Raw genomic sequence first — 23158 nt, 5'->3', positions numbered from 1 at the left:
TTTTCTTTCTCCGGTTTATTGCTCCGCACATTGGCTGCATACTCCGTAAAATTGAAGGTTATGAGAGCGGATTTGGAATTTTGATATAGATTCTGCAACAGTTTCAACCTCCTTTAAAGTCGGATACCACACATCTACCATTTCTCCACATAACTTGCATACTATATGATAATGATCCTTTTTTTTCCACTCATACTTACTTAAGCTTTCACCAAACTGAATCTCTTTGACAATTTCTAATTCGCAAAACAAATTAATATTATTATATATCGTTGTAATGCTGACAGATGGCATTCGCTCATTTAATATATGGTATAACTCTTCAACTGTCCAATGTTTGTTTTCTTGTGACAGAATATTAATCAATTCTAGCCTTTGAGGGGTTAATCGAATTTTTTTTTCCTTTAATGCCTTTATGGCCATATCAACACTAAGCATAGAAACCTCCTTTTTAATAAAATATAACGAAAGGCGGCAAATTCATTTTTCACCGGCGATTTCTTTAATCATTTTATACTAATGATTAATTCTGTATTGATAACGCTTTCCTTACATCACTATCTATATATATATTTATAATTATATACATTTTCTTATTATAGTCAATATTAATTTGTAATAATTATAAATTAATATTGAAAATTACTCTTTTTAGTACAGTCTATAAAAAAGACAGTTGTTTATTGATACTTTGCAATAAACAACTGTCCTCTTCGTTATTTTATTGATATTTTTTAAAGATGATGGTAGCATTATGGCCGCCAAAACCTAATGAGTTACTCATAGCAATATTTACATCTTGTTTACGATGTTTATTAACTACATAATCTAAATCACAATCAGGATCTGCCGTTTCAAAATTTATCGTCGGTGGAAGTATGCTATCTCTAATGGCTAAAATACTAAAAATCGCTTCCACACCTCCCGCTGCACCCAATAAATGGCCTGTCATAGATTTTGTACTGCTCATTGGAACTTTATAGGCATATTCTCCAAATACCTCTTTTACTGCCATTGTTTCAAATTTATCATTATATGCTGTACTAGTTCCATGTGCATTAATATAGGACACATCTTCTGGCTTCAAACCAGCATCATTGATGGCCATTTTCATTGCTCTTGCTCCGCCTTCTCCTCCTGGTGCTGGAGAAGTAATATGATAGGCATCACCTGTTGCTCCATATCCTACTATTTCTGCATAAATAGTAGCGCCTCTTTTTAATGCATGCTCTAATTCTTCTAATACAAGAATTCCCGCTCCTTCTCCCATTACAAAACCATCGCGATTTGCATCAAATGGTCTGCTTGCTGTTTTTGGATCTGGATTAGTTGATAATGCTGTATTTGCACAAAATCCAGCAACAGACATTTTTGTAATCGGCGCTTCAGCACCACCTGTAACCATCGCATCTGCATCTCCACGCTGAATGACTTTAAATGCATCTCCAATCGAATTTGTACCAGTTGCACATGCTGTTACAGTGCAAGAGTTTACCCCTTTTGCACCAAGGGTAATGGATACTTGTCCTGTTGCCATATCAGGAATTAACATTGGCACAAAGAAAGGACTCACGCGTTTGTAGCCTCTTTTTTGGAAAATTTCATATTGGTTTTCAAATGTTTCCATTCCGCCGATGCCTGATCCAATCCAAACACCAATACGCGCTGCATTTTCTTCTGTTATTTTCAAATCAGCATCTTTCACTGCCATTAGTGATGCTGCTAATGCATATTGTGTAAAACGATCCATTTTTCGTGCATCTTTTTTATCCATAAAATCTTCTGGATTAAAATCTTTAATCTCTGCTGCAACTTTTGCAGGATATTCATCTGCATTGACTCTAGTTAGTGGCCCGATGCCAGAAACACCATTTACAATATTTTCCCAGGTAATTGCTGCATCCTTGCCTAAAGGCGTAACTGCACCTATCCCTGTAACAACTACTCTTCTTTTTTCCATTATTATAACTCTCCTTTTTCTTTCATTCGTTTTTACATGAAATATTAGGCTTTGATTTTTTTATTTATTTAAATTGTGTGCAATTATTTTCCCCAACGAAGTGCGATGGCTCCCCATGTTAAACCGCCGCCAAATCCAACCAAAACAATAACATCATCGTCTTTTATTTTTCCTGCTTCCACTTCTTCTACAAGAGAAATTGGAATAGATGCCGCACTTGTGTTTCCATATTTATGCACTGTTTTTGAGAGCTTTTCTTCTGGAAGATTCAATCTTTGTCTAGAAGCTTCCATAATACGAATATTTGCTTGATGAGGAATAAGGAAATCTACATCTTCTTTAGAAAGTCCCGCTTTTTCTAAAACATTTTCACTGCTTTCGCCCATTTGGCGAACTGCAAATTTAAAGACTTCTCTTCCATTCATTTGAATAAAATCGTCTTGATACAGGTGTTTGCCTCCCGTACCGTCAGCGCCTAGTTCAAATGAAAGGATGCCTCTTCCTTCTGTTACTTTTCCTAGTACAGCTGCACCTGCACCATCCCCAAAAAGAACAGCAGTATTTCGATCTTCCCAATTTGTAATTTTCGAGAGCTTTTCTACCCCTACTACTAAAACGTACTTATAAACATTATTATCAATAAATTGTTTAGCTGTAACCATTCCATACATAAAACCAGCACATGCTGCACTTATATCTAAGGCTGCTGCTTTTTTTGCCCCTAAACGTTCTTGCAGCATACATGCTACTGAAGGAAATGGCTGATCTGGCGTTACAGTAGCAACTAGAATAAGATCAATATCTTCTGGTGAAATATTGGCATTTTCTATTGCCTTTTTTGCAGCTTCATATCCAATATCAGATGTATTTGTGTTATCATCTGCTATTCTTCTTTCTTCGATTCCAGTTCTTGTTCGAATCCATTCATCATTTGTATCTACCATTTTTTCTAAATCAAAGTTTGTTAATATTTTTTCAGGCAATGCCCGTCCAATTCCAATTACTCCTGTGCTCAAAGTGCTCAGCTCCTTTAATAAAACCGATTATACGGCATAAACATCTTTTTTCAAAATCTAATGGTTCATATCATAGATTACGTGATTTCTTTATCGTTCTTATTTTATTTTGTACATTAATGATGTTTATAATATATTATTATCAATTATTATGACTTGGTACTAATTTTATCAAATTTTCAATGGAAATTGCAACATAATAATTTATATCCTCTATGCACTTGTCTAATCATCTACTATTTTTCTGTCATAGGATACTATTAAGGAAAAGTATGAATAAACGTAAGGAGAGAGCGTTGATGGAAGATGATTTAGAGAAAAAAGAAAAAAACGGCGATGTGGAAAAAACAGATCATTTTCGCCTGTTCATGTTTGGTACAAACTATTCCTCAACAAGTAAAAAAACAGAAGAACAGGAAGAAAACTCGAATAGAAAAACACAGGAGAGCAATAGACGCAAGCGTCATCGCGGTGATGCATGGATTTTAGGGATGAACAGCAATCGTTCACAAAAAGAAGAAGAAAAACATGATGATAACCAGCAGCAAGAAGAGGATCAAAAATTTGATGCAATTGCCAACTTTTTAGATCAAATTGATCTTGAATTATTGATGAAAAGTGTAGATAGCTTTATGACTTCCGCTAATGAGTTTAAACCGATTGTAAAAAAAATCGCACCCTTTATAAAAAAATGGATAGATTGACATTTCCTAGCTACTTCTACCCAACAAAAGGTCTAATCCCCCATATTCTTTGTTAGAGATTAGACCTAAATTATTTTATTTAGAAATTAACTTATCTAACAAGCCCAAGACCCGAAGTCCCTCTGCTATTCCATTATTATTATGGGAACTAGTAATATATGATGCTGATTTTTTGACAATATCTAAGGCATTGCCCATCGCAACAGAATACTTAACGAGATCAAACATTTCTAAATCATTTAAACCATCTCCAAAAGCGTATGTATTTTCTAATGACAGTTCCAAATGAGATATTAGCCGTTCTATCCCAGTTGCTTTTGATGATCCCGCAGGATAAATATCACATCCATATGGAGAATTTCGAATAAATTGAAAGTTAGGGAATTTTTGCTGATAATAAGCCTCTTCTCCCGGTTGACAAAATACCAGCATTAAATGAATTGGTTCATCTAAATACAGTCGATCATCTAACGGTGGGTAATTCCCGCCAACACGCTCATAGTTTTTTGTTATTAGTATAGATCCTTCTGCTGTTACGGTTATTTTATCAGCATTATAAAAAGCCATTTCATGACCATTTTTTTTTGCATCTACATGTAGTTCTGTAACTTCCTTCTTATTTAGAGGGTTTTCGTAAATAACCTCTCCATTATATAATACATATTGTCCGTTCATTGCAACACAGGATGTTATGCCAGTAGCCTTCAAAACATAGTCTATTTCCATTAATGTTCTACCTGTAGCAATAATTGGTTCCACACCGCATGATTTTAACTCATGGATTGCTTCGATAGAGCTTGGAGCAACTGATAAATCTTTAGTTAAAAGTGTTCCATCTAAATCAAAAAAAACAACTTTTTTATTCTTCATTTTATCCATCCTTACATTAAGTTATTTCCTAACAGTTATTTTCATAAAAATTGTCAATAAACCATTTTTTCTTCATTCTTAAGCAATTATTTTTTTCGCCTTCTAGACCTTGGTAAAGAAGACCTCTCCCCAAAAAACAATAGAATTTCTATAAAAAATCATGCTAAAAAGTTAGCAATCTATGTTACTAGCACAATAGGATGGACAAATCATCCTAAATTAATGATTTTCTGTCTATTCCATACAGATCTTGCCACTGCTTCTTAAATACTGTCACATCTTTATTGGTAGAAGGGAAATCAATAAATTTTTGAATTAACTCTGCACTGACTGTCACAGAATGTGCACCAGCTAAACAAACATCATGAACTTGTTGGACATTTTTAAAACTTGCTGCTAATATTTTTGTTTTACAGTTATATGCAGAAAATAATTTACTGATTTCATGTACAACATTTACTCCATTTCCCGTTAAATTATCAATTCGGTTAACATATGGAGCAACATAATCAGCACCTGCCATAGATGCAGTTAACGCTTGCATAGAAGTATAAATCGTTGTTGCTAATATAGGAATTTTATAGACGCTAATTAATTTTATTGCTTTAATACCTTCTGTTGTAACAGGTATTTTTACAACCACTTTTCCGGCAATAACACGATTAATATATTCTGCTTCCTCTAACATTTCCTCTGCTGTATCACCAATTAATTGAACAAACAGTTCCTTTTCCTCTCCAATGATTCCTTTAATTTCTTGAAGGAGCTCTAAATACGGTTTCTTTTCTTTTACTATAATGGATGGATTTGTTGTTACTCCATCTATGGGAAAGTATGTATTTAAATAAGCAATTTGTTCCAGATTTGCTGAATCAATATAAAGTCTCATTTTATTTCCTCCAACTCTAATGTTTTAATGACAGATGAATGGATTCTAATTCCTTTGAAATGCATGGACTAATCCAAATAGAAAAAGATGCCTAAAGTAAAGACTAGTTATTTCCTTTTCCTCATCAAACTTAAGAGAACTTAGTGATAACCTTTCTTATTTTTTGGCATCTCTTTCCACGCAAAAGTCGTAATTAGACTTTTTTGCGATAAGCATATTTATGCATTAATAATTTTCAATTTTGTTCCTAAATCAAATTTAGGCAAAATTTTATTTTCTACATATAATGTTCCTGGCAATTCTGCTGTTGTTGAGCCGTCAAATTTTATCGTAATATGCCCTAAAGTAGTCAAGTTTCTTTGTACAACATCTCCAACAGAAGTTATTTCGTATTTATCTTCATTGATCAGCAGAAACTGTCCTTCCTGGATTTCTCCATCCACCTCTACGAGATCGATGTTATAGCAAAAATCCTTTAAATCTTGTGGGGCACCATCACCAAATAAAATAACCATTTTTTCTTCTAAAAAGGAATCTGCAAAATCACCAATACTTTGAATTTTATTTTCATAAATTGTTTTCATTATATCTTAGCATCTCTCACGCAAGATGCTTTTCCCTCCTCATTGTCATTTATTTAAAATTAATTTTTTAACGTTTTCAAAAATCTGTTAGCCATTTGAATATAGTCCAAAACTTGCTAGCCATGCTACAAATACTCTTGGCACACCAATCAAGAATCTTGAATAAAGAACTGCCGGCACCCCTACTTCTACTGTTTCTGCCTCTGCTTCAGCTAAACCTAAACCTACTGGAATAAAGTCACAAGCATTTTGTGTATTGATTGCAAATAGTGCTGGTAATGCTAAGTTTGGAGGAATATTTCCTTTGCCAATTTCTACACCAATAAGAGTGCCTATAATTTGTGCGATAACTCCTCCAGGCCCTAACAGTGGAGATAAAAATGGCAAGGAACAAATAAACCCAATTAATAATAATCCCCAAATATTCCCTGCGAGCGGTGACATTAATTTAGCAAAAAAGTTTCCGATTCCAGATCCTTGAATTATACCAATTAACAATGATACAAAAGCCATAAATGGAATAATCGTATTAATTAATGTTTGAACGGCATCACGACCTGCTTGGTAAAATGTATTAATTACTTTCCCTGCTCCAAGACCTATTTTAGTTAAAAAGCTTTTGTTGCTGCTTGCAGCCATTGTTTGCGATATTTTTTGATCACTGCTATATTTAAACTCTTTTTTCTCTTCTGGAATTTTTTCTGCAGCTGCTGCCACATGTGTTTGCGCATCTTTTTCTATTAATTCAATTTGGCCTACATCTACTGCAGATACATAGATATCTTCTGTAATATGTTTAGCTAAAGGACCGCTTCTTCCGGTAGGCATGATATTTACCGTAGGAATTCTTTTCTGCGGATAAATACCACAGCGCAGTGTACCTCCGCAATCTATAATCGCAAGAGCAATGGAAGTATCCGGTACAGATGTCTTAAAGCCATTAACTGCTTCAGCTCCTGTAAGTTCTGCTATTTTATCTACGATGTCTGGCTTTGCACCGCCGCCAGTAATATAAACAATTTTATTTTTTTCAGGTGTTGGAGTAATCGTTAAAGGTCCTCCAAACCCGCCGTTTCCTTTTACTATTTTAACGGAACGATATTCTGTCATTTTAATAACCTCCTTCAACTTCCTCTTAATGATGTAATTCCACTTCTGTTTTTAATTTAATTCCTTGTTGTTTTTCTACCATTTTTGTTGTGAAGTCAGTAATCCAACCTGCAAAGAAGTTCATTACAATCCCCACTAAACAATAGCGGACAGCTAATTCAGCAGTACTAAAGCCAAGTTGTTCAATTCCAGCTGCAATTCCTAAGAAGATAAATAGTTCTCCTGGATTGATATGAGGGAATATCCCGTTGCTTGTATGACAGAAATAAGCGCCAGACGCATAGTAGCTTGGTTTGTATTTCTCTGGTAAAAAACGTCCTAGAGATAAAGCCATCGGGTTAGCTAACATGAACGAACCTAGAAATGGCAATACCATGTATCTTAATAACGGATTTTTAGATGATGCCATCGCTAAACGATTAATTCTATGTTCTCCAATTAATTGAATTAATGTATTCATCGCAACCATTAATAATAGTACAACCGGAACGATACCTTTCATCCATGAAATAAACGTATCTGCACCTGTTTGGAATAGTTTTAAAAAGCCTTCTGCAAAATGTACGATCAAATCCATATTGATCACCTCTTATTATTTTTTTATTGACACTACTTTTTCTGCTTTTACCATCATGTTCTTAAAAAGGCTGTTTTTCTCTGGTATTTCCCCGCCACTCATAATAATTTTGTAATTATTTGCAGCATCAAGAATTGCCAGTTTCAATAATTTATTGCAATGCTTCATATCTTCCTCTTGAATGGTTTTAATATTTTTATCTGTAAAACCGTTCAAGTCGCGGAACTTCGCCATCACTGTAACCCCTTGCATTTTTTTCGCCTTTAAAATTTTTCCACTATTATTTATAGCAAAGAAAACAATTGTACCGGCCCGGAGCTTTCCTGGCCTTTTTCCTATTGCAACTTTCCCGATTTTCCTCATTTCCGTATATGCTTTTGTAAAATGTTTGATTTGTAAATATCCCAGTCCCATTTGAACAAGAAATGCACCTGCTATGAAAATCATGATTATATATATTTGCATTTTTTCACTTCCGATCAAGTTCCTTATTTGTTGTTTATTTCTTCAAGATAGTTTGAAACTTCTTCATAATTTTTTGATTCAGCAATTTTTTGAACAAGTTGATCATTAGATGCTAATTGAATGATTTCTTCATATATTTTTACAATTAAATTATCATCATTATCGGTTTGATTTGGTATACCTAATAAAAATATTAATTTAATCTCTTTGCCACTTTCCTGTATCTTTTTCGGAAAAATCCCTAAAGCTATTTCCAATTTATTAGATTGATAATTTACCGTATGAGGCAAAGCAATATATTTATCGAAGATCATAGATCCTTTTTCTTCACGTTTAATAAGCCTCTCTTTAAACCCTGCATCTAAAAAGTTCAATTTTGTTAGTTGATTAATCATCATTTCTACATTTTTATGATAAGTCTGCTTATTGTCTAAAATAAATACCTTATCTTTATTTGTTAATAGCTTTAAAATAGAATTGCTATTACCTATATCCCTTAATTTAAACTTTTGCAAATAAGTTACTTTTTCAATTTCACGTGAAATAGTGCTTTCATCAAATATTTCATTTATCATTATTAAAGGTGCATCTGTTTCAAATGATAATTTCACTGTAGAAAAAACAATATCATATACCCTTAACAGGTCTTTCGTTACTTCTTTATCTGAAAATAGATCGATTTCGGTATTTTGCTGAAGGACCCGCTGCAATTGAATACTTATTAATTTGGAAGTTCCTCTTCCTGTACCGCAGATAACCGCAACTTTCTTTAATTTTCTAACTTGCACTTCATTTTGAGCGATATATACACTAAAATAGAAGGCGAGATATCCAAGTTCATCCTCTGAAACTGCGAGTCCGTATTCCTCTTTAATCACTTTGCCTGCTACTTCTGCCATTTTGTAAGCAAGAGGGTATTTTTGTTTGACATCATCTAGTAAAGGATTTCTTAAACGAATATTAAACATTAATCGGTTAAGCATAAAGGTAATATGATATTGCAGGTCTTTAAAAAACTCTTCTTTTTCGTGAATAATTTCTTTTCGAAAACCTAGTTGTTCAATAATCCGCTCCAAAAGATTATTAATTTCTTCTGTTATCTTTATATCTGCCATTGTACGATTATTCGTCGGTGTTCTTCTTCCAACAATCGGAAGCGTTATGAATAATACTTCCTGAATTGGTATATTAATGGGCAACCCTTTTTCTATTACTTTTGCTAATTCTGTTGCAATTTGAAAATCATTTGATTCTAACAATGCCTGATATTTATCTTCTATTTGTACAATAGAGTGTCCCTTCAATAATCGATCCAACATAATGGTTATTGATTGCATCAGTCGACTTTGTGTTGTAAATTCTAGATCATATTGATCAATAACATTTGTCAATTCCTCTTTAATGTCTTCATCTAAAGGATAATCGCCATATAGATAATCAAATACATTATCAAGGATGAAAAAACGCAAACTTAACTCATTTCCTGTTAAATGCATTCCTTCATTTTGTTTTCCTAAAATAGATAAACTATAAGATTCTAATGAGACAGTCGCTTTTTTCAACTCATTGACCAATGTAGTTCTACCAATATTGAGCCTGAGAGCTATCTCATCTAAAGTTATTGTCTCATTATTAAGAAGACAGTCTATAATCGAGGCAAGCCGTTTTTGTGGAGAATCTTGTAAAATCTTCTCTTTATTCAACTCTTCTAAATAATCATCAAATAACTGTTGATCATTTATTATTAAGTGAAAACCCTTGCCTCTTTCATTAACAAGTTCTGCTGTACTATTCCAATCCGTATTTAGCTGCTTTATATAATTTCTAATCGTTCTTGTGCTGACACCGATTGACTCTGCCATATAATCTAGTGAAATATATGATTTTTTTCTGGCTAAATCAATTATTTGCACTATCCGTAAATCATTATTTATATCAGACATATTTTCTACCACCTTTTGCCGCATGTTCCTTTGCTAAGTATATCGAAAAATCACTTTTTGGTTGTGAATTTTTTCTATACTAATTCAGTAGAGCAATTTTGCAAAAAGGCCAATATCTGATATTTTTCAAACCTTCATGCATTCATTGTTATCCACGTGATTTACCACCCGAAATATTAAAAGTTGTTCCTGTAATATAGCTTGCTCTCTCTGATGCTAGGTAGGATACAAGATCTCCAACTTCTTTTAGCAATCCTTCTCTTCCCAATGGAATAGATTTGCTATAATCTGTTGATAGCCCATCTACCGTTACCCCGCGAGTATAGGCAAGCGCCTCATTATATGCATCCGTTCTTAATCCTGTTTTTTCAAGAATTCCAGGTGCAATTGCTACCACTCGAATATTATAAGGACCTAATTCTTTTGCCCAAGCACGGCTAAATGAAATTACCGCTCCCTTTGTTGCTGAATAGCAGCTTTGACCTGCTGATCCCTCTTGTCCTGCTTCAGACGCAACATTTATAATTACACCGCTGTTTTTCTTCAACATTTCTTTAGCAGCAGCTTGTGCACATAAATAAGGACCTTTTTGATTTACTGCAACCATTAAATCAAAATCTTTTTCACTTAACTCATATTCTGGCTTCTCACCTTTTATATCAACTAATAATCTTGGCAAGTTAATGCCTGCATTATTAACAAGAATATCGACTGCTCCAAAACGATCAACTGTTTTTTTAATCATTTGATTGACACTTGCTTGATTTGATACATCACACTTAATTAAATAAGAGCCATCAGCCTGCTGACCTTCTTCGCCAGTTAAATCGGAAATAACTACTTGAGCTCCGTTATTGGCCAATTCTTGTGCAATATGCAATCCAATGCCTGAAGATCCGCCAGTGACAACTGCTACTTTACCTTCTAATGCTAACCATGTATTTTCCATCATGCTAACCCCCGTTTTTTTAAGCGTTTTCATTTGATGTTTTTAGTATAAAATGAAATGCCACTTAAATTAATACAGAGATTTTCACATAAGCGTGAAAATGTTTGCACTATTAGAACATTTCCATATAAACAAAAAAAAAGACAATTTCACTATGAACTTTTATAGTGAAATTGTCTTTTTTTTGTTAAGCTAGTATTTCTTTAAAAACTTTGGTTCAGACTTCTTCCTTCTCTTCAGCGCCATCCAATTTTCCAAGTTCATATGCTTCATTCATTACTTTTGTAAAAAGATTCATAAATGGCTGAATTAGTTCAAAAGATAATTCTACACCTGCTTTGTCTAATTCCTCTTTTGCTTCTGGCAGATATTTCATAGCTATTTGCATAAATTCCATTGTTTTATCATTTGTTGTCATATTCATATTCCTCCACTTTTTGTCCATTTGGCAGTTTGCCTGATTTTTTAAAATCATTTATTTCTTTATTTATTTTTAAAATAAATTCTTTATCTACATGTTCACTAAATTCACCTAAAGAAGTAAAATTGTCTTTCATTCCAAAATATATGTTTCCAGCGGACAAGTCACCTTCATTGAATTTTTTTGCTGTATATGCATATAATTTAACTATATCCTGAATGGTGCTAGTTAACACATTGCCATCACCTAAATCTGTCCGATCTGTAGCAAAACCAATGGCATATAAACCCTTTTCTTTTGTTTTTTCAATGACTTCTAGATTATAACCATTTCCTGTCGGATAGACAATATCAACATTCTGCGACAATAATTGTTCGAGTAATAAGCTGGCTTTTTCCCGATCATCCCAACTATGTACATATTTTGTTAATACTTTCACGTGTTTATTTTCAAATTTTGCTCCATCAGCAAAACCTTGCACTTCTGACTCGTTCTCAAAAGCGGCTACAACTCCAATTGTATTTGTTTTTGTCATATAACCTGCAACCATTCCTCCAAAAAAACCCATCGAATAGCCATCCAATATCACGCTTGTCGTATTTTTATTGTTAGCATTGCCATTAAAACTGACAAAATGTATATCGGGATATTTTTGGGAAAGGGCGTTAAAAAAAGTGCCGAACGCTGAACTATTTCCAAAAATGAGGTTCACACCTTTATTTTGAAATTCTTCAATCGCTCTTTCGGCAATCTGTTGTGAAGTAATTCCCTCTTTGTAAAATATATCAACATCATATTTTGATTGAATATTAAGCAACCCGGTATAAGCCTTTGTTCCCCACCCTTGATCCCTTACTGTTCCCTCCACAAGAAGACCAACTTTTTGAATTTTTTCTTTTTCCTCCACAGCATGTTTACAAGAAAGCAGAAAAAAAGAAGATAACAGAAGGAAAATCAATAAAATTTTCTTAAATTTCCGCATCATTTATGCCTTTCTCAAAATCCCTATATTGTTTTCATTTCGAATAGGTTAAGGTTAAAAGGGATTTATATACATTTTAATATGCTTGGTTTGCAAAGCCAAATTATCTGCGATCTTATTTTTATTTTTTACATTAATTGTAAATTTATTCTCTGCAAAATAATTTTCACAGTCCTCTACATAATCTAATGAATAGTTTAGTACATCCATACACTTTTGCCAATGATTTTGTACAACACTTCGCAGTAATATATCCTCATTTTGATTATTTTGTATCTGTTCCATTATCTCCTCTACAGCATCTTCCACAAAAATAGCATCTTTCGTATATTCATTTTGCTTTGGAAGCAAGTTTTTATTTATTTCCTTTAATAAGATTTGTTGAAATAAAAAACTTTCTGGTTGCCAAGGACCATAAATAGTTGGTAAATATATGAATTGATATGGTATCTTCTTCTCTTTAAAAAATTTCGTGCATTGTTTATTTTGTACTTCTTCCATTGTAGCAGGACAAATAGCCACCACTTTATTAGGCATTTTCCAACGATTCCCTTTGAAAAATTCTTGCATAGCAGCAATCAAGTCATCTAATTTATCTAATGTATAACAATCAAAAACAATGATTGTCTCTCCTTCCTTTATCTGTTTGAACCGCTGCTCCCATTTTATATCAATAAAATTAGCATTTCTCCCAAAAAACATTTCTTTCTCTTCTAATTGATGCACTTCAAAATCAGGGTAAGATATGCCTTTTATTTTAAGACCCTGTGATAATAATGTAGAACAAAGATGCAAGCCAATAAAATGATATTTTCCAATCATCAAAAAATCATCCATATTTAATCCTCCCTAAAAACTAATTATTGTATGATATGCTGCCATTTATTAATTATTTCATCTTGATTTTTGCACAATAAAAAGGAATCCTCTAATCCCAGCAAACTTAAGAGAATTCCTTGTTCCTTTTTATAGATATTTTTCATTAGCCTGAAAAAAGAAATGAATGTATTTTGGGAGCGCACTTCTTTTTTCTGGCACAACATATGAAACAACAATTGGCAGCTGTTTTTTCTTCCATTCTGTTGATTCTTTTTTTAAATAGTTAGATTGGTAATAGGATTTTCCGTCATGCAAAATTTGGATGATTTTCACAGGAGAAGATGTTTCTTCTAATAAGATTTCCTTTCGCCCCTTTAAAAATGGCAAAAATTCCTCTTCCGTTAAATGAAAAGCTACTGATATTTCATTACATAGCTTCTTAAAAAAAAATTTATGTTCCTTTTCTCTTTCGAGATGATCCTTTAATGATAAAATGGGATTAAACAAAACAGCTGAGCGAATATTGCCTTTCATTTCTTTCATCAGTCGGATGGCAGTTAACGTCCCCATCCCTTCCGCTATTAAATGAATTTTTTGATTAAGGATTTCTGAACGTATCACATATTGATATAACCGTTCTGCTAATTGACAAGCTTGATTGCTTCCCCAATTCTTCCCATATAAATTAGAATAAAATATAGTGTATCCTTTTTCTAGAAGTGATTCAACCAATTGCTTTTTGCCTTCATTTTGTGTCCAAAAGCTTGTTGACTTATTTACAAAATTTCTGTCATCCCCGATTATTAAGACACCGAAACCGTTTGGTTGAGGAGGGTAATGTATCATATTCCATTCGGTATCCAATTGGAAGTTCCGGTTCTCCATCTCTAAAACTCCTTTATAACATTTTCCTTTTAATAATGTATGAGCATTTTTTTTAAATGTAAGGGAGTTTGCCTATTTTATTTATCTTCTTTATGATGAACTGTACATAAGGCCTACAAAAAAGATTAGGACTACACTTTCTTTTCCAACATATGCATATACTTACAATAATAATATGCGAGCATATTTTTGACTATACTGCCTGAAACTTAAAAATAGTTCTGTTCTTTATATAAAGGCATCCAATTACAGGAGCTTAATTTTTTCATAATAAGTTAAAGCAATAGACATTTATTAATTTCTGGCAATATGATAAGATGAACAAAGAATTGAAAATTGTTGTGAGGTGAATTGAAGTGCGTTATTTGTTTACATTTATTTGGTCATTCTTGCTTGCGCAAATGCTTACATACGTTGTTAGTTCCATGAATGGCAACTCATTTAGCCTTGGTACTGGCTTTATTTTAAGCATTATCTTTACCGTGTTAGTTTTTGTACTAGGGGCAATTATTCCAAATGAACCTAATCATAAAGAAAGTGCTCATTAATCCTTATAAAACTTGTTTCCTATTAACTCTAAAAAAGAGAACGGCGAAAAAGCTCCGTTCTCTTTTTCGCCGTTCCCATCATTTTACCGTTCATTCAAAAGTACGATATTTCCTTCTACAACATCAATTACTACATAATCATTTTCTTTTATTTTTTCTGCAATAATATCTTTAGCTAAATAGGTTTCCACTGTTCGCTGCAAAAATCTTTTTAAAGGTCTTGCCCCGTAAACTGGATCAAAACCGTTTAATGCTATATATTCTTTGGCTTCATTTGTAATCGAAATCGATATTTGTTGTTCTAATAATCTTGTCTGCAATTGTGCAACAAGTTTTGTGACAATTTCTTTTATTTCGGCAAGTGCAAGTGGTTTAAACAAGATTATTTCATCAATTCTATTTAAAAATTCTGGACGAAAATGCATCTTTAATTGATTCATTACCCCTTCTCTTGTTTCTTCTGGAATAAAGTCCATTACTTTATTTTCTAATAATAAATGGGATCCTATATTAGAAGTCATAATAATTACTGTGTTTTTAAAGTCAACCATTCTTCCTTGTGAATCAGTAATACGTCCATCATCTAAAACTTGTAATAAAATATTAAATACTTCTGGATGCGCCTTTTCTACTTCATCTAATAACAACACAGAATATGGTTTTCTTCTAATAGCTTCCGTTAATTGTCCACCCTCTTCATATCCTATATATCCAGGAGGCGCACCAATTAAACGGGACACTGCATGTTTTTCCATATATTCAGACATATCAATTCTAATGATTTGCTCTTCGCTATCAAATAAACTGGCAGCCAAAGCTTTTGCTAATTCAGTTTTCCCTACACCAGTCGGCCCTAAAAACAAAAAGGATCCAATTGGTCTATTAGGATCTTTAATGCCAGCCCGCGCTCTTAATACAGCGTCACTCACTAGATGAACGGCTTCTGTTTGTCCCACCACTCTTTCCTGAAGAATAGATTCTAGCCGAAGCAATTTTTCTCTTTCTTTTTCTACTAACTTGGAAACAGGTATACCTGTCCATCTGGCAACGATTCCAGCGATTTCATCTTCTGTTACTTCTTCTCTTAATAACTTTTCTTCCGTTTTTTTGCTGATCTTTTCTTCTAAACCTTTTAATTGTTTTTCCAATAAAGGAATCGTCCCATGTCTTAATTCTGCTGCTTTATTTAAATCATATTTTCCTTCTGCAGCTTCTAATTCTCTTTTCTGTTTTTCTATTTCTTCTTTTTTCTCTTGAATTTTTTGCAATCCTTCTTTTTCCAATTGCCATTTAGCTTGCAATGCATTTGCCTTTTCCTTTAAATCAGCTAGTTCTTTTCCAATATCTCTCAATCTTTCTTGACTTAAGGTATCTTTTTCCCTTCTTAATGCAGCTTCTTCTATTTCTAATTGCATAATTTTTCTTGTTAATTCATCAATTTCAATAGGCATAGAGTCAATTTCCGTCCGAATCATCGCGCATGCTTCATCAATTAAATCAATCGCTTTATCTGGAAGAAAACGATCTGTTATATAGCGGTCTGACATTGTCGCAGCAGCAATAATTGCACGATCTTGGATAGCGACACCATGATGAATTTCAAAACGCTCCTTTAAACCTCTTAAGATAGATACTGTATCCAGCACGGTTGGCTCTGTCACAAGCACTTGCTGAAAACGACGTTCTAACGCCGGATCCTTTTCAATATACTGGCGATGTTCATTTAATGTCGTCGCACCAATACAATGCAATTCTCCTCTTGCAAGCATTGGCTTTAGCATATTGCCTGCATCCATCGCTCCATCTGTTTTTCCTGCTCCGACAATTGTATGAAGTTCATCAATAAACAATAAAATTTGTCCATTGCTCATTTTTACCTCTTGAAGCACGGCTTTTAATCTTTCTTCAAACTCACCACGAAATTTGGCACCTGCAATAAGTGCACCCATATCTAATGAAAAAATTGTTTTATCTTTTAATCCTTCAGGAACATCTTTGCGTACAATTCTTTGAGCTAAACCTTCCACAATTGCTGTTTTTCCTACACCTGGCTCTCCAATTAATACAGGGTTATTTTTTGTTTTTCTTGAAAGAATGCGAATCACATGCCGTATCTCATTATCTCTTCCTATTACTGGATCAACTTTCCCTGCTCTAACTTCGGCTACTAAATCACGGCCATATTTATTTAAAGCATCATATGTTGCTTCTGGATTTTTCGATGTCACCTTCTGGCTCCCCCTTGTCTCCATAATTTTATTGCTTACATCCTTTTTATAAACGCCTATTTCATTTAATATCTTTCCAACATTTGAGTTCTTCTCAGAAAAAACGGCGATGATGAGATGTTCTATGGAAAGATAATCATCTTCCATGCTTTTTCTTTCCTCTTCTGCTTGAACAAATATTCGTTGCAGACTGCTCGTTATATAAATATTTCCTTGTGCTGTGTTGCTTACTGTTACTTGTGGTTTTTTTGCTAGTTCTTTTGTTAACTTTTCAATTAATGCTTTTGGTTCTTTATGAAGTTTTTGCAGTACAGCAGTTAATAAATTATCTTCCTGCTTCATCATTGCGATAAATAGATGAATATCATCCACTTCTTGATGACTTTCCTTTACAGCAAGGCTTTGCGCTTCACTTATTGCCAGCTGAACTCTTTCTGTCATTTGCTCCATATTCATGACAAAAAGCCTCCTTTGACCTTTTTTGACCTTTAATATTATTATAGGCTTTTCTATCCATATGTAAAGCCATCCGTATCTTTCGGATGGCTAGTATAACAAATTCAATTGAGCTTAACTATTTTGGCTTAAGGCTTTCTTTGATACGTCCATACTCTATTATGGTTAGAGTTTTCTGGAAAACGATCTCCTGCCTTCATTTTTAAAAACTGAGGATTATTGACATTACTTCCTGTTTCACCAATCTCTATATACATTCCATTATTCGGTGCTTTTTGACCGGCACGAAACTGTCTATTTTGTCCCATAAAGTTCCTCCTTACAGCATACGTGAATAAATTAATCAATACAGTCACTTGCACACTTAACTGCTTTTTTATTATTTCCGATTTTCATTTTGTCATTACGGAAAATATTGTTTAAATCAATAAATCAATAGATAAAAAAAGAACCAGTAAATAATATCCTATTTGAAGAAGAGGATATATGTTAACACACAACATTTTTTTAAAAAATACTATTTTGAAAAATTAAAGCAAAAATAAAACAACGAAAAAACTTCTCTTTATAAGTTAGAAAGTTCAGGACATAATAAAAAAACCCCCATAAAGGGGATTTTTTTAAGCTAAAATTTCAACTAATAATGCTTTTTGAGCATGTAATCTATTCCCAGCTTGCTGGAATATATAAGAGTTGCTTCCATCAATGATTTCTGCTGTTACTTCTTCTTCCCGATGTGCTGGCAAGCAATGCAAGAACATATAATCATCTTTTGCGTGCTTCACTAATTCGCTGTTAATTTGGAAGCCTTGGAAATCCTTTAACCGTTGTTCATTTTCTTCTTCTTGGCCCATGCTAGTCCATACATCTGAATAGATGATATCTGCATTTGCAACTGCTTCGATAGGATTGATTGTTAAACAAATCGTACTGCCGCTCACACTTGCAAAACTTTTTGCTTTTTCGACTACTTCTTTATTTGCCTCATAGTTCTCTGGTGTCGCAATCGCAATATCAATGCCAACTTTTGCACATGCAATTAAAAGGGAGTGCGCTACATTATTTCCATCGCCGATATAGGCAAGCTTTAATCCTTTTAATGTTCCTTTTACTTCTAAAATAGTAAGTAAATCTGCCAATGCTTGGCAAGGATGATAAAGATCTGTTAAACCATTTATAACCGGAATAGATGCATGCTCCGCTAACTCAATAACTGTATCATGAGAGAAAGTTCGAATCATAATCGCATCAAGATACTCTGATAACACTTTAGCTGTATCAGAGATTGGCTCTCCTCTGCCAATTTGAAGATCACGACTATTTAAGTATAGAGCATGACCTCCTAATTGCAGCATTCCAGCTTCAAAAGATACTCTTGTTCTTGTAGAAGATTTCTCAAAAATCATCCCTAAAGTTTTTCCTTTAAGAGGCGCATATTCCTCTCCCTCTAATTTTGCTTGTTTAATTTCTTGTGCTTTATTCAAAAGGTTTAAAATTGTTTCAGGTGCGACATCTGCTAATGTCAGCAGATCTTTGCCTTTTAAGCTCGTATTTGATGCCGTAATCATACTTTACTCACGTCCTTTTTCAACATATCATGCCATTCATTGATTGAATTCACACTAAATTTATCTGCTTTAAAAGAGTCTATAAACGCTTCTGCACTTTCTTCTTGCGTAAAAGTAATAATACGATTTCTTGTCGCCAATTCTCTTAATGTTTGATCACTTTCAAGATGAGTATTATTATAAAAAGCGACTGTTTCAGGTTCAGCAAGCAAACTTGGCGTATCTGCTCCTATTTTTATAACCAACCCTTGCGTTTCTGCTTTTGCACAAAGTGCAGTTGTATCTTTGTCTGTTTTTATGACAATTTGTTTCTTTTCTACTTTCTTTAAAGAAGGATGGAACACTTTCTTTAACGCTTCTTCCATAGAGCTTGCAAGTGCTATTCCTTCGCCAGTTGATCGCATTTCCGGCCCAAGCTTTGAATCAAGCCCTTTTAATGCATAATTGGAATAAACAGGGTATTTGATGCAAGTAAATGGGATATTATCTTTAAATGTTTTTTCTTCCTCGGTTAATGTATATTTATCAAGCATTATTTTTGTCGCAATTTGTACTAACGGAATACCTGTTACCTTGCTTACAATCGGCACCGTTCTACTTGCTCTTGGGTTAACTTCGAGCACATACACATCTTCTGTATCAATGATATATTGAATATTCATTAAACCTTTATAAGAAGTATGTCTGACAATTTTTTGCGCATAATCAAGCATTTTTTCTTTCACTTGCTGCGATAAATTTTTAGCTGGCAAAATAGATAAGCTGTCTCCTGAATGTACGCCTGTTTTTTCAATATGCTCCATAATGGCTGGAACACAAATATCGAAACCATCTGCTGCAACATCTAATTCTGCTTCACTTGCATACATAAACTGATCTACAAGCACTGGATATGGAATATCTGTCTGCAAATACTTTTGCAAATCATAATCTGTTTCAATTCGTTCCATTCCTTTACCGCCAATTACATAAGATGGTCTAATCAGAACAGGGAAGCCTAATTTTTCAACAGCTGCTAATAATTCTCCTTCTGTAAAAACAATATCGCCCTTAATATGAGGAATATTTTCTTCATCTAATAATTGATAAAATAAGTCTCTATCTTCTAAAAGATCAATTGTATGGCTGCTATTGCCTAAAATCTTTACACCATATTCTTCTAACCCTTTGGCAACATTTAGAGCAGTTTGACCGCCTAATTGAACGATTACTTCCTCAATGCCTTCTGATTCAATTACATTCATAATATCTTCTATTACTAACGGCTCAAAATAAAGTCTATCTGCAGTAGCAAAATCCGTACTTACTGTTTCCGGATTATTATTGATAATAATCGTTTCGATATTCTCTTCTTTAAGAGCAAAGACACCATGAACAGAACAGTAGTCAAATTCAATCCCTTGGCCAATTCGAATCGGTCCGCTCCCTATTACCAATATTTTTCTTTTATTACTTTCTGTCTGCTCATTTTCACCATAATAACTAGAATAATAGTAATTTGTTTTTGCCTCAAACTCTGCAGCACATGTATCAACCATTTTATAAATCGGCAAAATATTTAAAGCCTTGCGTTTCTTTCTGATTTCTTTTTCTGTTACATTCCATTTGCCAGCAAGAAACGTATCACTAAAACCTTTTTCTTTCCATTTAGAAAACATTTCTTTTGTAGCAGTCTCAAGACTTGCTGCAGCTATTTCTTTTTCCATATTAACTAATCTTTGGAATAGATGAAGATAGAATAGATCTATTTTTGTTAAAGAATGAAGTTCATCAAGGGTAATGCCTTTTCTTATTAATTCTAATACAACAAAAAATCTTTCATCTGATTGTTCTTTTAGCTTAGTGAATAACTCATCTACTGTTTTCTCTGCTAAGTTTGGCTGTTCTAAATCATTTACTTTTATCTCCAATGATCGAATTGCCTTTAATAATGCTCTTTCCAAATTCCGGTCAATTCCCATTACTTCCCCAGTTGCTTTCATTTGTGTGCCAAGGCTTCTGGACACATTTGGAAACTTATCAAAAGGCCACTTTGGAAATTTTACTACTACATAATCAAGAGCCGGTTCAAAACTAGCAAAAGTATCGCCGGTTACTGGGTTGATGATTTCATTTAATGTATATCCAACAGCAAGTTTGGCTGCCATTCTGGCAATAGGATAGCCAGTTGCTTTTGATGCTAAAGCAGAAGAACGGCTCACCCGAGGATTCACTTCAATTAAATAATATTTTTTGCTCTCAGGATCAAGGGCAAATTGAATATTACATCCACCTATAATGCCTAATGCAGAAATAATTTTAATAGATGCGGAACGAAGCATTTGATACTCCACATCTGTTAAGGTTTGCGAAGGTGCAACAACAATGCTGTCACCTGTATGAATGCCAACTGGATCAATATTTTCCATATTACAGATGGTAATACATGTATTCATATGATCACGCATTACTTCATATTCTACTTCTTTAAAGCCGGCGATGCTTCGTTCCACCAAACATTGTCCGATAGCACTTTCCTGTAAACCACCAGAAACCAGTCTTGTAAATTCATCCATACTTGCTGCAATTCCACCGCCTGTTCCCCCTAACGTATAGGCTGGGCGAACAATGATTGGAAAGCCGATTTCTTCTGCAAATTGGACAGCTTCTTCTACCTGATGAACAATTTTACTTTCTGGCACTGGTTCATTTAATTCATACATTAACTGGCGGAATGCTTCACGATCTTCCCCTTTTTTTATAGATTCAATCGAGCTTCCAAGAAGTTTAACATTATATTTATCCAAAATTCCTTGCTCACTTAATTGAAAAGCTAAGTTTAAGCCTGTTTGCCCACCTAGTGTTGCAAGCAAACCGTCTGGCTTTTCCTTTTGGATAATCATTTCTAAAACATCCACTGTGAGGGGCTCAAAATAGATAGAGTCTGCAAATGTTTGATCTGTCATAATGGTTGCTGGATTATTATTTACAAGTATAACTTTATATCCTTCTTCTTTTAGCACCATACATGCTTGCGTTCCAGCATAATCAAATTCTGCTGCTTGACCGATAACGATTGGACCTGATCCGATTACGAGTATTGTTTGAATAGTTGTGTCTTTAGGCATGTGCGAAAACTCTCCCATAATTTGCTTTAACATTTTCAATAAATTCATCAAAGATATACTGACCCTCAGAAGGACCTGGATTTGCTTCCGGATGGAATTGTACGGTTTGCAATGGATATTCAGTATGGGATAATCCCTCTACAGATCCATCATGCAAATTGTAAAAACGTGCTGTACATCCTGTATTTTTTAAACTTTCTTCCACCACCACATAGCTATGATTTTGGGAGGACATAATCACTTTTTGATTTTTTTTGTCCATTACTGGATGGTTAGCGCCGCGATGTCCAAAGGATAGTTTGCTGGTTTCAGCACCTAATGCTAATGCAGATAACTGATGGCCTAGACAAATCCCTAATGTTGGATAATGTTTGATTAACGCCTCAACAGTTGGCAATACTTCTTTTAACTCTTTTGGATCACCAGGTCCATTTGACAATAAAATTCCATTTGGCGCTAAATTTTGAATGGTTTCAAATTCTGTATTATATGGTACAACCGTTACTTTGCAGCCTCTTTCCAATAAACAATCTACCATTGATTCTTTTTTGCCGAAATCCACCAAAACAATATGATAATCACCGCTGCCATATTGCTGCAAATCTCTTTCAGAGACTTTTGCCACTTTTTTATCTTTTACAAGAGAAAAGTCTTCTTTTTGAGCCGTTTCCTTTATTGTCAAAACAGCAGGCATCGAACCAGCCTGACGGATATTTTTTACAATTGCTCTTGTATCTACATGTGATATTAAAGGGATATTCCACTTCTCTAAATATTCCAATAATGAATGCTGTGATTGATAATGAAAAGCGTCTTTATTTGCTTCATATACGACTACTCCAGCTACATGTGGCTTTTTGCTCTCAAAGTCTTCATTATTTATCCCATAATTCCCGATTAGTGGATAAGTAAAAACAATGATTTGATCTTTATAAGAAGGATCTGTCAGCACCTCTTGATAACCTGTCATTCCAGTAAAAAAAACAATTTCTCCACTTGCTGTTTGATTTACAGCATTTGTTTGAAATGTTCCTTTATATTTTTCTCCATTCTTTAAGTGCAAGTATCCTTCCATTT

The 23158-nt window shown here is 33.9% G+C and carries 22 protein-coding genes; 2 read left to right on the top strand and 20 right to left on the bottom strand.

Annotation, left to right across the window (positions count from 1 at the left end; all coding sequences use genetic code 11):
- Positions 1-15: 15 nt before the first annotated feature.
- The 3 genes from CWS01_RS01450 to CWS01_RS01440 all read right to left on the bottom strand — a co-directional run bounded on the left by CWS01_RS01450 (position 16) and on the right by CWS01_RS01440 (position 2976).
- Complete coding sequence (locus tag CWS01_RS01450) at positions 16-438, bottom strand: Fur family transcriptional regulator (RefSeq protein WP_101175261.1); 423 nt, start codon at positions 436-438, stop codon at positions 16-18.
- Positions 439-721: 283 nt separating this feature from the next.
- Positions 722-1960, bottom strand: a complete 1239-nt coding sequence (fabF, locus tag CWS01_RS01445) for a beta-ketoacyl-ACP synthase II (protein ID WP_101175260.1) — start codon at positions 1958-1960, stop codon at positions 722-724.
- An 83-nt stretch (positions 1961-2043) separates the two neighbouring features.
- On the bottom strand, positions 2044-2976 hold the full coding sequence (locus CWS01_RS01440) for a beta-ketoacyl-ACP synthase III (RefSeq protein ID WP_101175259.1): 933 nt from the start codon (positions 2974-2976) through the stop codon (positions 2044-2046).
- Positions 2977-3275: 299 nt separating this feature from the next.
- Between CWS01_RS01440 and CWS01_RS01435 the strand changes: the two genes are divergently transcribed.
- Positions 3276-3680, top strand: coding sequence for a hypothetical protein (locus CWS01_RS01435; protein ID WP_101175258.1), 405 nt, complete (start codon positions 3276-3278; stop codon positions 3678-3680).
- 75 nt (positions 3681-3755) lie between these two features.
- Here the strand turns inward: CWS01_RS01435 and CWS01_RS01430 are convergent, their stop codons facing one another.
- The 12 genes from CWS01_RS01430 to CWS01_RS01375 form a co-directional block, all read right to left on the bottom strand.
- Entirely contained in the window at positions 3756-4550 is a 795-nt protein-coding gene (locus CWS01_RS01430) for a Cof-type HAD-IIB family hydrolase (protein ID WP_157827515.1), read from the bottom strand.
- 214 nt (positions 4551-4764) lie between these two features.
- The gene (locus CWS01_RS01425; RefSeq protein ID WP_101175256.1) at positions 4765-5439 is read right to left on the bottom strand and encodes a transaldolase family protein; all 675 of its coding nucleotides are present in this window, start codon (positions 5437-5439) and stop codon (positions 4765-4767) included.
- A 218-nt stretch (positions 5440-5657) separates the two neighbouring features.
- Positions 5658-6023, bottom strand: a complete 366-nt coding sequence (locus CWS01_RS01420) for a PTS glucitol/sorbitol transporter subunit IIA (protein WP_101175255.1) — start codon at positions 6021-6023, stop codon at positions 5658-5660.
- An 87-nt stretch (positions 6024-6110) separates the two neighbouring features.
- Positions 6111-7133, bottom strand: coding sequence for a PTS glucitol/sorbitol transporter subunit IIB (srlE, locus tag CWS01_RS01415; protein WP_101175254.1), 1023 nt, complete (start codon positions 7131-7133; stop codon positions 6111-6113).
- A 25-nt stretch (positions 7134-7158) separates the two neighbouring features.
- A complete protein-coding gene (gene srlA / locus CWS01_RS01410) occupies positions 7159-7710 on the bottom strand; it encodes a PTS glucitol/sorbitol transporter subunit IIC (RefSeq protein WP_101175253.1) in 552 nt (183 codons plus the stop codon).
- Between the two features lie 15 nt (positions 7711-7725).
- Entirely contained in the window at positions 7726-8175 is a 450-nt protein-coding gene (locus tag CWS01_RS01405) for a transcriptional regulator GutM (protein WP_193603745.1), read from the bottom strand.
- A 23-nt stretch (positions 8176-8198) separates the two neighbouring features.
- Positions 8199-10118 (bottom strand): BglG family transcription antiterminator, encoded by a 1920-nt coding sequence (locus tag CWS01_RS01400; protein WP_101175252.1) that lies wholly within the window; start codon positions 10116-10118, stop codon positions 8199-8201.
- A 148-nt stretch (positions 10119-10266) separates the two neighbouring features.
- A complete protein-coding gene (locus CWS01_RS01395; RefSeq protein WP_101175251.1) occupies positions 10267-11067 on the bottom strand; it encodes an SDR family oxidoreductase in 801 nt (266 codons plus the stop codon).
- Between the two features lie 217 nt (positions 11068-11284).
- A complete protein-coding gene (locus CWS01_RS01390; protein ID WP_101175250.1) occupies positions 11285-11485 on the bottom strand; it encodes a ComZ family protein in 201 nt (66 codons plus the stop codon).
- Positions 11472-12473: a BMP family ABC transporter substrate-binding protein gene (locus CWS01_RS01385; protein WP_101175249.1), complete on the bottom strand. Its 1002-nt coding sequence runs from the start codon at positions 12471-12473 to the stop codon at positions 11472-11474. The genes CWS01_RS01390 and CWS01_RS01385 overlap by 14 nt, the downstream gene beginning before the upstream one ends.
- A 51-nt stretch (positions 12474-12524) precedes the next feature.
- Complete coding sequence (locus CWS01_RS01380; RefSeq protein ID WP_101175248.1) at positions 12525-13307, bottom strand: hypothetical protein; 783 nt, start codon at positions 13305-13307, stop codon at positions 12525-12527.
- Positions 13308-13436: 129 nt separating this feature from the next.
- Positions 13437-14174: a lipase family protein gene (locus CWS01_RS01375; protein WP_101175247.1), complete on the bottom strand. Its 738-nt coding sequence runs from the start codon at positions 14172-14174 to the stop codon at positions 13437-13439.
- A gap of 356 nt (positions 14175-14530) precedes the next feature.
- Between CWS01_RS01375 and CWS01_RS01370 the strand changes: the two genes are divergently transcribed.
- On the top strand, positions 14531-14722 hold the full coding sequence (locus CWS01_RS01370) for a YjzD family protein (protein WP_101175246.1): 192 nt from the start codon (positions 14531-14533) through the stop codon (positions 14720-14722).
- An 83-nt stretch (positions 14723-14805) separates the two neighbouring features.
- Here CWS01_RS01370 and clpB read toward each other — a convergent pair whose 3' ends face one another.
- From clpB to CWS01_RS01345, 5 genes are all read right to left on the bottom strand, one after another.
- The gene (gene clpB / locus CWS01_RS01365; RefSeq protein WP_407938521.1) at positions 14806-17391 is read right to left on the bottom strand and encodes an ATP-dependent chaperone ClpB; all 2586 of its coding nucleotides are present in this window, start codon (positions 17389-17391) and stop codon (positions 14806-14808) included.
- A 143-nt stretch (positions 17392-17534) separates the two neighbouring features.
- Positions 17535-17714: a YjzC family protein gene (locus CWS01_RS01360; RefSeq protein WP_101175244.1), complete on the bottom strand. Its 180-nt coding sequence runs from the start codon at positions 17712-17714 to the stop codon at positions 17535-17537.
- Positions 17715-18026: 312 nt separating this feature from the next.
- Complete coding sequence (gene argF, locus CWS01_RS01355; RefSeq protein WP_101175243.1) at positions 18027-18974, bottom strand: ornithine carbamoyltransferase; 948 nt, start codon at positions 18972-18974, stop codon at positions 18027-18029.
- Positions 18971-22081, bottom strand: coding sequence for a carbamoyl phosphate synthase large subunit (locus CWS01_RS01350; protein ID WP_101175242.1), 3111 nt, complete (start codon positions 22079-22081; stop codon positions 18971-18973). The genes argF and CWS01_RS01350 overlap by 4 nt, the downstream gene beginning before the upstream one ends.
- Entirely contained in the window at positions 22074-23156 is a 1083-nt protein-coding gene (locus CWS01_RS01345) for a carbamoyl phosphate synthase small subunit (protein ID WP_101175241.1), read from the bottom strand. Before CWS01_RS01345 ends, CWS01_RS01350 begins: the two co-directional genes overlap by 8 nt.
- Positions 23157-23158: the final 2 nt, after the last annotated feature.

Source organism: Niallia nealsonii, assembly GCF_002835805.1.
GTDB lineage: Bacteria > Bacillota > Bacilli > Bacillales > Cytobacillaceae > Niallia > Niallia nealsonii.
Note: the sequence above shows the minus strand (reverse complement) of the source record. Positions and strands in the feature narration are given on the sequence as shown.

Excerpts from the sequence above, each read along its gene's own strand:
- CWS01_RS01450 (WP_101175261.1), bottom strand. The coding sequence starts at position 438 with ATGCTTAGTGTTGATATGGCCATAAAGGCATTAAAGGAAAAAAAAATT.
- fabF (WP_101175260.1), bottom strand. The coding sequence starts at position 1,960 with ATGGAAAAAAGAAGAGTAGTTGTTACAGGGATAGGTGCAGTTACGCCT.
- CWS01_RS01435 (WP_101175258.1), top strand. The coding sequence starts at position 3,276 with ATGGAAGATGATTTAGAGAAAAAAGAAAAAAACGGCGATGTGGAAAAA.
- CWS01_RS01430 (WP_157827515.1), bottom strand. The coding sequence starts at position 4,550 with ATGAAGAATAAAAAAGTTGTTTTTTTTGATTTAGATGGAACACTTTTA.
- CWS01_RS01425 (WP_101175256.1), bottom strand. The coding sequence starts at position 5,439 with ATGAGACTTTATATTGATTCAGCAAATCTGGAACAAATTGCTTATTTA.
- CWS01_RS01420 (WP_101175255.1), bottom strand. The coding sequence starts at position 6,023 with ATGAAAACAATTTATGAAAATAAAATTCAAAGTATTGGTGATTTTGCA.
- srlE (WP_101175254.1), bottom strand. The coding sequence starts at position 7,133 with ATGACAGAATATCGTTCCGTTAAAATAGTAAAAGGAAACGGCGGGTTT.
- srlA (WP_101175253.1), bottom strand. The coding sequence starts at position 7,710 with ATGGATTTGATCGTACATTTTGCAGAAGGCTTTTTAAAACTATTCCAA.
- CWS01_RS01405 (WP_193603745.1), bottom strand. The coding sequence starts at position 8,175 with ATGCAAATATATATAATCATGATTTTCATAGCAGGTGCATTTCTTGTT.
- CWS01_RS01400 (WP_101175252.1), bottom strand. The coding sequence starts at position 10,118 with ATGTCTGATATAAATAATGATTTACGGATAGTGCAAATAATTGATTTA.
- CWS01_RS01395 (WP_101175251.1), bottom strand. The coding sequence starts at position 11,067 with ATGGAAAATACATGGTTAGCATTAGAAGGTAAAGTAGCAGTTGTCACT.
- CWS01_RS01390 (WP_101175250.1), bottom strand. The coding sequence starts at position 11,485 with ATGACAACAAATGATAAAACAATGGAATTTATGCAAATAGCTATGAAA.
- CWS01_RS01385 (WP_101175249.1), bottom strand. The coding sequence starts at position 12,473 with ATGATGCGGAAATTTAAGAAAATTTTATTGATTTTCCTTCTGTTATCT.
- CWS01_RS01380 (WP_101175248.1), bottom strand. The coding sequence starts at position 13,307 with ATGGATGATTTTTTGATGATTGGAAAATATCATTTTATTGGCTTGCAT.
- CWS01_RS01375 (WP_101175247.1), bottom strand. The coding sequence starts at position 14,174 with ATGGAGAACCGGAACTTCCAATTGGATACCGAATGGAATATGATACAT.
- clpB (WP_407938521.1), bottom strand. The coding sequence starts at position 17,391 with ATGACAGAAAGAGTTCAGCTGGCAATAAGTGAAGCGCAAAGCCTTGCT.
- CWS01_RS01360 (WP_101175244.1), bottom strand. The coding sequence starts at position 17,714 with ATGGGACAAAATAGACAGTTTCGTGCCGGTCAAAAAGCACCGAATAAT.
- argF (WP_101175243.1), bottom strand. The coding sequence starts at position 18,974 with ATGATTACGGCATCAAATACGAGCTTAAAAGGCAAAGATCTGCTGACA.
- CWS01_RS01350 (WP_101175242.1), bottom strand. The coding sequence starts at position 22,081 with ATGCCTAAAGACACAACTATTCAAACAATACTCGTAATCGGATCAGGT.
- CWS01_RS01345 (WP_101175241.1), bottom strand. The coding sequence starts at position 23,156 with ATGGAAGGATACTTGCACTTAAAGAATGGAGAAAAATATAAAGGAACA.